At 58.5% G+C, this 7,846-nt stretch carries 9 protein-coding genes; all 9 read left to right on the top strand.

Features of this window, described 5'->3' with window-relative positions; genetic code table 11:
* Positions 1-515 (top strand): molybdopterin dinucleotide binding domain-containing protein (locus WCG50_RS15615; RefSeq protein ID WP_336900525.1); only part of this gene is annotated, 515 nt, incomplete at its 5' end.
* Entirely contained in the window at positions 512-1,240 is a 729-nt protein-coding gene (soeB, locus tag WCG50_RS15610) for a sulfite dehydrogenase subunit SoeB (protein WP_336900524.1), read from the top strand. The genes WCG50_RS15615 and soeB, both read left to right, overlap by 4 nt.
* A gap of 18 nt (positions 1,241-1,258) precedes the next feature.
* Complete coding sequence (locus WCG50_RS15605) at positions 1,259-2,200, top strand: DmsC/YnfH family molybdoenzyme membrane anchor subunit (protein ID WP_336900523.1); 942 nt, start codon at positions 1,259-1,261, stop codon at positions 2,198-2,200.
* A 12-nt stretch (positions 2,201-2,212) separates the two neighbouring features.
* Complete coding sequence (locus tag WCG50_RS15600) at positions 2,213-3,178, top strand: sulfite exporter TauE/SafE family protein (RefSeq protein WP_336900522.1); 966 nt, start codon at positions 2,213-2,215, stop codon at positions 3,176-3,178.
* 13 nt (positions 3,179-3,191) lie between these two features.
* Positions 3,192-3,620, top strand: a complete 429-nt coding sequence (locus tag WCG50_RS15595; RefSeq protein ID WP_336900521.1) for a hypothetical protein — start codon at positions 3,192-3,194, stop codon at positions 3,618-3,620.
* 2 nt (positions 3,621-3,622) lie between these two features.
* Positions 3,623-4,444 carry a universal stress protein gene (locus WCG50_RS15590; RefSeq protein WP_336900520.1) on the top strand — a complete coding sequence of 274 codons (822 nt, stop codon included), beginning with the start codon at positions 3,623-3,625 and terminating at the stop codon, positions 4,442-4,444.
* 22 nt (positions 4,445-4,466) lie between these two features.
* On the top strand, positions 4,467-5,123 hold the full coding sequence (locus WCG50_RS15585; protein ID WP_336900519.1) for a Rieske 2Fe-2S domain-containing protein: 657 nt from the start codon (positions 4,467-4,469) through the stop codon (positions 5,121-5,123).
* A gap of 97 nt (positions 5,124-5,220) precedes the next feature.
* The gene (locus tag WCG50_RS15580) at positions 5,221-6,546 is read left to right on the top strand and encodes an outer membrane protein transport protein (protein ID WP_336900518.1); all 1,326 of its coding nucleotides are present in this window, start codon (positions 5,221-5,223) and stop codon (positions 6,544-6,546) included.
* 41 nt (positions 6,547-6,587) lie between these two features.
* Positions 6,588-7,846 (top strand): FAD-dependent oxidoreductase (locus tag WCG50_RS15575; protein WP_336900517.1); only part of this gene is annotated, 1,259 nt, incomplete at its 3' end.

Raw genomic sequence — 7,846 nt, 5'->3', positions numbered from 1 at the left:
TGGCGATGTACCACTCCTGGGATTCGCAAAACGCCTGGCTGCGCCAGATTCACACCCACAACTTCCTGATGGTCAACACCAAGACCGCCCAAGCCCAAGGCATTGCCGATGGCGGCTGGATGTGGGTGGAATCGCAATGGGGCAAGGTGCGCTGCCAATGCCGCTACTCCGAAGCGGTAGAGCCCGGCACGGTCTGGACCTGGAACGCCATCGGCAAATCCGCCGGCGCCTGGAACCTGAGTGCAGACGCCAATGAATCGCAACGCGGCTTTTTGCTCAACCACCTGATTTCGGAGGTGTTGCCACCTTCAAGCGCTGGTGCTGCCATTTCCAACTCCGACCCCATCACCGGCCAGGCCGCGTGGTACGACGTAAAGGTGCGCATCTACAAGGCGGCTGATGACGAACCGGAGCAAACCTCGCCGCAATTTAAGGCGGTACCTGCCGCCCCCGGCATGCGCCAGGTGCTGCCGCGCATTCAGGCCTATTTTGCGGGCAAGGGAGAACACAAATGACCCAACTCGCCTTGGTCATTGACCTGAATGTATGCGTGGGCTGCCATGCCTGTGTGACCAGTTGCAAGCAGTGGAATACCTCCGGCACCGCCGGGTCACTGGTGGACCTGAACCCGTACGGCAAAGACCCCAGCGGCACGTTCTTCAACCGGGTTCAAACCTTTGAAGTGGGCGAGTTTCCCAACACCCAAACGGTCCACTTCCCCAAATCGTGCCTGCACTGCGAAGACCCTCCTTGCGTGCCGGTGTGCCCTACCGGCGCCAGCTACAAACGCGCTGAAGACGGCATCGTGCTGGTGGACTACGACAAGTGCATTGGCTGCAAATACTGCACCTGGGCTTGCCCGTATGGCGCCCGCGAGTTTGACGAAGAGCGCAAGGTCATGACCAAGTGCACCTTGTGCGTGGACCGCGTCACCGACACCAAGCTGCCCGAACCCGAGCGCAAACCGGCTTGCGTGCTGGCCTGTCCGGCCAATGCCCGCCTGTTTGGCGACGTGCACGACCCCGAGTCGGTGGTCTCCAAAGCCATTGCCGAGCGTGGCGGCTACCAGCTCATGCCCGAGTGGGGCACGCGTCCTGCCAACCACTACCTGCCGCGTCGCAAGACCGAAATCCGCATTCACCCTGAAGACCTGGAGCGCGTGGACAACCCGCTGCAGATCGACGGCAAGCAGCCCGACTACGCCAACCGTGGCCCAGGCCGCGAAGACTTCGCCACCTGAAACAACGCAAGACACACTATGCAACCCGCTTTTTCAGTCATCTTTTTAACCACGCTGATCGGTGCTGCGCAAGGGCTCTTCCTTGCGCTGTATGCCACCGAAATTTCCGGCTTTGGCGGGCTCACCCCCGCCGAAACTCAGCGCTTTTTATTCTCCGCCAGCCTGGTCGCGCTGGTGCTCACCACCTTGGGGCTGATCGCTTCGGTGTTTCACTTGGGGCGCCCGGAACGCGCCTGGCGGTCTGCGGCCATGTGGCGCACCTCGTGGCTCTCGCGCGAAGTTATCGCACTGCCTCTGTTCATGCTGGGCCTGTTCATTTATGGCAGCGCTCACTACCTTGGCAACAGCAACACGGTGCTGATCGGTGCGGTGACGGCCTTGGCCTGCCTGGCACTGTTCATCTGTACCGCCATGATTTACGCCTCGGTGCGTTTTCTGCAAGAGTGGGCCAGCCCACTCACCTTGGTGAACTACCTGCTACTGGGGTGCGCCTCGGGCCTGACGCTGGCCACGCTTTTAGCCGCAGCGATGAGCGCCAACAGCTTGGTGCGTCCTTTTGCGCTCGCCGCTGTGGTTTTAACTTTGATGGCGGGTGTCACGCGCACGGCTTCACTGATGCGCAACGCCCGGCTCAAACCCAAATCGACACTGCAAAGTGCCATTGGCATCAAGCACCCCCGTATCGTGCAAAAAGCGATGGGGTTCATGGGAGGCTCGTTCAACACGCGCGAGTTCTTTCATGGCCGCAGCACCGAGATGCTGCGCTCGGTCAAGTGGATGTTTTTGCTGATGGTGTTTCCGCTGCCCTTGCTGTGTTTGGCGCTGGGGGTAACAGCCGCGTCGACCGAAATGCTGTTCCTGGCTTTTGCCACCCAATACATGGGTTTGCTGGCCGAGCGCTGGTTCTTTTTTGCGCAGGCCAACCACCCGCAAAACCTGTACTACCAAACCATTTCCTGAGTCACGTTTTTCATGCTCAGACTTCCTACCTTTTCAATGGCCGCCCTGCACCGGGCCGGGCTACTCCTCGCCAGCACGCTGCTGCTGGCACTGCCAGCCCATGCCGCCGACAGTGTGGTACCCAGCAGCGGCATGCCCTGGTGGTTCTGGCCGCTGGCCCTGTTTGTCACTTGTTTCCTGATCGGCATTGTGGCGGTGCCCGCTGGCATTGGCGGCGGCACCTTGTTCGTGCCCATCATTGGCGGGTTTTTTCCTTTCCACCTTGACTTTGTGCGCGGTGCAGGCTTGCTGGTAGCACTGGCCAGCGCACTGGCGGCCGGGCCCATGTTGCTGCGCGGCGGGCTGTCGAGCTTGCGCCTGGCGCTGCCCCTGGCGCTGTTGGCTTGCATGAGTTCCATCGTCGGCGCCTTGCTGGGATTGGCGCTACCCGCCTCGGTCATTCAGACCTCTTTGGGCTTGATTGTGCTGGGTATCGTGACGCTGATGCTGATGTCCAAAAAATCTGAGTTTCCGAATGTGCCCCAGCCCGACCGCTTGTCATCGGCCCTCGGCATTCACGGCATCTTTATCGACGGCGCTTCCGGGCAGGCCATCAACTGGCAGGTGCACCGCACCCCTTTGGGACTGGTGCTTTTTCTGGCCATCGGCGTCATGGCGGGCATGTTTGGCATTGGTGCAGGCTGGGCCAATGTGCCGGCGCTCAACCTGCTGATGGGCGCACCCCTCAAAGTGTCGGCAGGCACCTCGGGCTTGGTGCTGTCGCTGGTCGACTCTTCTGCGGCGTGGGTTTACCTGAACCGTGGTGCCGTGCTTCCTATGATTGCCGTTCCCTCGGTCGTCGGCATGATGCTGGGAGCTCGAATCGGCGCCCGATTGCTGAACATCCTCAAAGGCTCCGTCATCCGCAAAATGGTGATCACGCTCTTGTTGTTTGCTGGTGTTCGCGCTCTGCTCAAGGGTCTTGGAATATGGGTTTGAAAGTAACTGACTGATGAATACCACACCCCTCACCAACGCCCAACAACAGCAAGCTGAAGCCTTGCGCTATGCGTTCCTGCTGGACTGGGGCGCGCGCCTCGGCTTGCTGGCCCTGGTGCTTAGTTTTGGCGCCTATGTCTTCGGGGTATTGACCCCGCATGTGCCGCTGGACCAATTACCTAATTTCTGGAACCTGCCCGTCGCCACCTACCTGCAACGCACCGCCACTCCGACCGGCTGGGGCTGGCTGGCCTTGGCCCATACTGGCGACCTGTCGAACCTGATCGGCATCTCCATTTTGGCGGGATGCTCACTGCCCCCATTGCTGGGCTTGATCCCGCTCTATCTCGAGCGCCGCGACTATATTTACACGGGCCTCAGTGCCTTGATCGTCCTGGTTCTGATACTGGCGGCCTCAGGCGTTTTGACTGGAGGACATTGACCATGGCTCAACTATTCACACGTTTGTTGCTGGCCACCGAGCACAGCGAATATGACCTCGGTGCGGAAGCTATGGCCTTCGCCTTGGCGCAACGCTGTCAACTGCCCTTGGCAACGGTCTTGCCGCTGGTGAGCAACCCCGAATACGAATCACTGGCACCGCTGATTGCAGCGCGGGCCGAGCGCGAAGCAGCGGTCAAGATTGCCCAACTGCGCGAGCAAGCCGTCAAGGCCGGGGTGACGATTGACCTGCGCTTGCGCCGGGGCGAAGAGCCCTATCAGGAAATCATCGAAGAGGCCCGCGCCCAGGGCAGCGACATGATCATCATCCGTCGCCGTGGCAAGCGCGGGCTGCTGGCCAATTTACTGGTGGGCGAGATGGTGAGCAAAGTGGTGGCGCATGCGCCCTGCCATGTGTTGATCGTGCCCCGCGAAGCCCGGATGTGGCAGCAGCGCGTGCTGGTGGCGGCTGAGCCCACCGAGCAAGGACGCCAGATCGTCGCTACCGCCATCGCCGTGGCAGCCCAGTGCAGCCTACCGCTGCAAGTGGTGAGCGTGGTGGCTGCAGAGTCCTTGCGGCCTCAGGCAATGATATTTATCAACGCGATGACCAAACAAGCTGAACAGAAGGGGTTGGTGGCACAAGGAGACGTTAGAGTGGGCAAGCCTTTCACAGAAATTTTGGCGGCGCGCGAAGCGTGCCAAGCTGACCTGATCGTGATCGGAAGCCGGGGCGACAGCCGCATTGGCCGCGCACTGGTCGGCGGTGTGGCGCAAAAAGTCATGGGGCTGTCAGATCACCCGGTCATGGTTTTGCATTTTTAAAAACAAAAAGGAACTTCGTCCCATGAGTGACGCACTGAACTACCTGCTCAAAGCCCGCCCCGAAGCGCTGGGCCACTACTTTGCTTTTCTGAAAGATGCTGGCAAGCACCTCGACCCCAAAACAAAAAATCTGATTTCGGTCATCACCAAAGTTCATTCGCAAACTGACCGGGGCTTGCGTCAATACCTCAAGCGTGCCTTGCGCGAAGGCTGTACGTCGGTCGAGATTCTGGACGCGCTGCTGATGGCGTTCCCCGCTCTGGGTCTGGCCAAAATCATCTGGGCCGTGGACATCATTCTGGCCATGAACCTGCCTGAGTTTCAGGATGAGGCCGGTGCCAGCATCGTGCCGACCATCGCTGCCAGCACCCCTGCCGGCACATGGCACGACGTGATGGCCAGCGCGGACGTCAAAGACAGCGAAGTGATGCGCACGGAGGTGAATGGCTTTGGCGTGTTCATCTACCGCGAGAAACGAAAAACATCGGTGTATGACAGTCGTTGCCCGCACCAGAGCACCGACATACCCGAACTGGCACTCAAGGGCAGCACCCTGACCTGCCCCAAACACCAATGGGAGTTTGATGTGAAAAGCGGCGACTGCATCAAGAAGGGCAACAGCCCGCTGAAGCGGCTTGACTCCAAAGTCGTCAAAGGCCGCTTGCTGGCTTTTTGGTAAGCCCTGCGGCTGCCACGGCACATCTACACACTCCCCCACCGATCACTTTTCCAGTGAAAACCCGCGCTATTCCTCATTAAAACTATCGGAGACATTCATGAAGCCATCTAAAAGTATTTTTTACCTGACGCCCTTGTGCGCTCTCCTCGCCGCCGGATCGGTGCACGCGACCAACGGCATGCTGATGGAAGGCTATGGCCCTATCTCGACCGGCATGGGCGGTGCCTCCCAAGCCATTGACCATGGCAATGCGGGCATGGCTCAAAACCCGGCAACGCTAGGGATGATGCCCGATGGCACGTCACGCCTGGATGTGGCGTTTGGTATTTTGGGACCCGATGTGAAGAGCAGCGTACCTGGCATGGAAGCCAAATCGGGCGGCACGTCTTACCTAATGCCGGCGTTTGGCTATGTCAAACGCAATGGCGCTTACACCTACGGTATTGGCATGTTTGCGCAAGGTGGGATGGGGACTGAGTACGCAGCGAATTCATTTATGGCAGGAGGTTTTAGCTTGCCTGCACGCTCTGAATTGGGCGTAGGTAATGTTATTTTCCCGGTTGCCTACCAAGTAAATTCAAATTTAACAGTTGGCGCCACCCTGAAATTCATGTGGGCATCTCTAGATCTACAAATGGCTGCGCCTAGGAACGAATTGCTCGGCATGATGACAGGCAGCAGTGGAAAATTCGCCGCTCAAGACTTAACCAATCCGTTAGCGACTGCAACGAAGGCCCGCATTAGTTTCTCTGATGAAAATGATTTCACCGGAGCTGCCAAATCCACGGGCTTTGGTGCTTCACTTGGTGCCGTTTACAAGGTCAATAAAGACGTGACGGTGGGGGGCTCTTACCAATTCAAGTCTGGACTAGACGATATGAAGACGGCCAGCAGTGCGGCCAGCATTGCAAGCGATGGGGCAGCTACAGATTACGGACAAATGACCGTGATCGACTTCCAAATGCCATCGGTTTTCGCTGTCGGTGCGAGCTGGCAAGCTCAGCCCTCGCTATTACTGGCTGCGGACATCAAGTACATCGGTTGGGCTGACTCTATGAAGAGTTTCAAGATGCGCTACGACAGTTCTATGGGGAATGGCTCAGTGAGTTTCGCCATGCCCCAAAACTGGAAAGACCAGACCGTACTGAACCTCGGCATGGCTTGGAAAGCCAATGAGCAACTGACCTTGCGTGCGGGTCTGAACCTGGCGGACAACCCGATTCCTGACGCCTATGTCAACCCCCTGTTCCCGGCCACCGTGAAGAGCCATGTGACGCTGGGTATGGGCTACAAGGTATCCGAGGCCGGCGACTTCAATGCCTCACTGACCTTGGCACCTTCAGAGACCGTGACCAGTGGCAGTGGCGTCACCATCTCGCACGGCCAGACCAACCTGCAAGTCATGTACAGCCATCGGTTCTAAACCGATCTGACAGAAATCAAACCAAGAAAAAAAGGAACGTCATGGCACACATCATCATCATGGGCGCTGGAATCGGCGGCATGCCTGCGGCTTATGAAATGCGCGCAATGCTCGGCAAAGAGCACCGCATCACGGTCGTCAGCGCTGTCGATTATTTTCAGTTCACACCCTCCAACCCCTGGGTGGCGGTGGGCTGGCGCGACCGTGAGGCTGTGACGCTTCCGATTGCCCCTTTGCTTGAGAAGAAGGGCATTTCCTTTATTCCCAAGGCGGTCACACTGATTGACCCCGCTGCAAACCGCCTGACCCTGGCGGGCGGCGACACGGTGGACTATGACTACCTGGTCATTACTACCGGCCCCAAACTCAACTTTGACGAAGTGCCGGGCTCTGGCCCGCACGGGGGTCACACGCACTCGGTTTGCACCGTGGACCATGCGCTGGGTTTCTTCAAGGACTACGAGGAATTTTTAAAGAACCCCGGCCCGGTAGTCATCGGCGCCATGCCGTTTGCCAGTTGCTTTGGCCCGGCCTATGAGTTCGCCTTCATCCTGGATACCGACCTGCGTCGCCGCAAAATTCGCCATAAAGTTCCGATCACCTTTGTCACCAGCGAACCTTACATCGGCCACCTTGGGTTGGGCGGTGTGGGGGACAGCAAAGGCATGCTGGAATCCGAACTGCGCAGCCATGACATGAAATGGATCACCAACGCCAAGACCACCAAGGTGGAGGCAGGCAAGCTATTTGTGACCGAACTCGACGCGCTGGGCAACGTGCACAAAGAGCACGAAGTTCCGTTCAAGATGTCCATGATGCTCCCCGCCTTCAAAGGCGTGGATGTGGTGGCGGCTGTGCCCAATTTGTGCAACCCACGCGGCTTTGTGCTGATCGACGAATTCCAGCGCAGCAAGGCCTATAAAAACATATTTTCAGCAGGCGTGTGCGTGGCGATCCCCCCGGTTGAAGTGACTGTGGTGCCGACCGGCGCCCCCAAAACCGGCTACATGATCGAGACCATGATCAGCGCCATCGTGCACAACATTGCCGACGAGCTTGCCAATCAACCCGTGGTGACCAAGGCCACCTGGAACGCGATCTGCCTGGCCGACTTTGGCGACACGGGCGCAGCGTTTGTGGCCCTGCCGCAAATTCCGCCACGCAATGTCAACTGGTTCAAAAAAGGCAAGTGGGTGCATCTGGCCAAGATCGCGTTTGAGAAGTACTTCATGCGCAAGATGAAGAACGGAACCTCAGAGCCCATCTACGAGAAATACGTGCTCAAGGCAGTGGGTATCGT

The sequence above is a fragment of the Rhodoferax sp. genome (assembly GCF_037143375.1).
GTDB lineage: Bacteria > Pseudomonadota > Gammaproteobacteria > Burkholderiales > Burkholderiaceae_C > Rhodoferax.
The sequence above is the reverse complement of the archived record's forward strand: the minus strand, read 5'-3'. Positions and strand labels throughout refer to the sequence as shown.

Coding starts and splice junctions, on each gene's coding strand:
- soeB (WP_336900524.1), top strand. CDS start 512: ATGACCCAACTCGCCTTGGTCATTGACCTGAATGTATGCGTGGGCTGC.
- WCG50_RS15605 (WP_336900523.1), top strand. CDS start 1,259: ATGCAACCCGCTTTTTCAGTCATCTTTTTAACCACGCTGATCGGTGCT.
- WCG50_RS15600 (WP_336900522.1), top strand. CDS start 2,213: ATGCTCAGACTTCCTACCTTTTCAATGGCCGCCCTGCACCGGGCCGGG.
- WCG50_RS15595 (WP_336900521.1), top strand. CDS start 3,192: ATGAATACCACACCCCTCACCAACGCCCAACAACAGCAAGCTGAAGCC.
- WCG50_RS15590 (WP_336900520.1), top strand. CDS start 3,623: ATGGCTCAACTATTCACACGTTTGTTGCTGGCCACCGAGCACAGCGAA.
- WCG50_RS15585 (WP_336900519.1), top strand. CDS start 4,467: ATGAGTGACGCACTGAACTACCTGCTCAAAGCCCGCCCCGAAGCGCTG.
- WCG50_RS15580 (WP_336900518.1), top strand. CDS start 5,221: ATGAAGCCATCTAAAAGTATTTTTTACCTGACGCCCTTGTGCGCTCTC.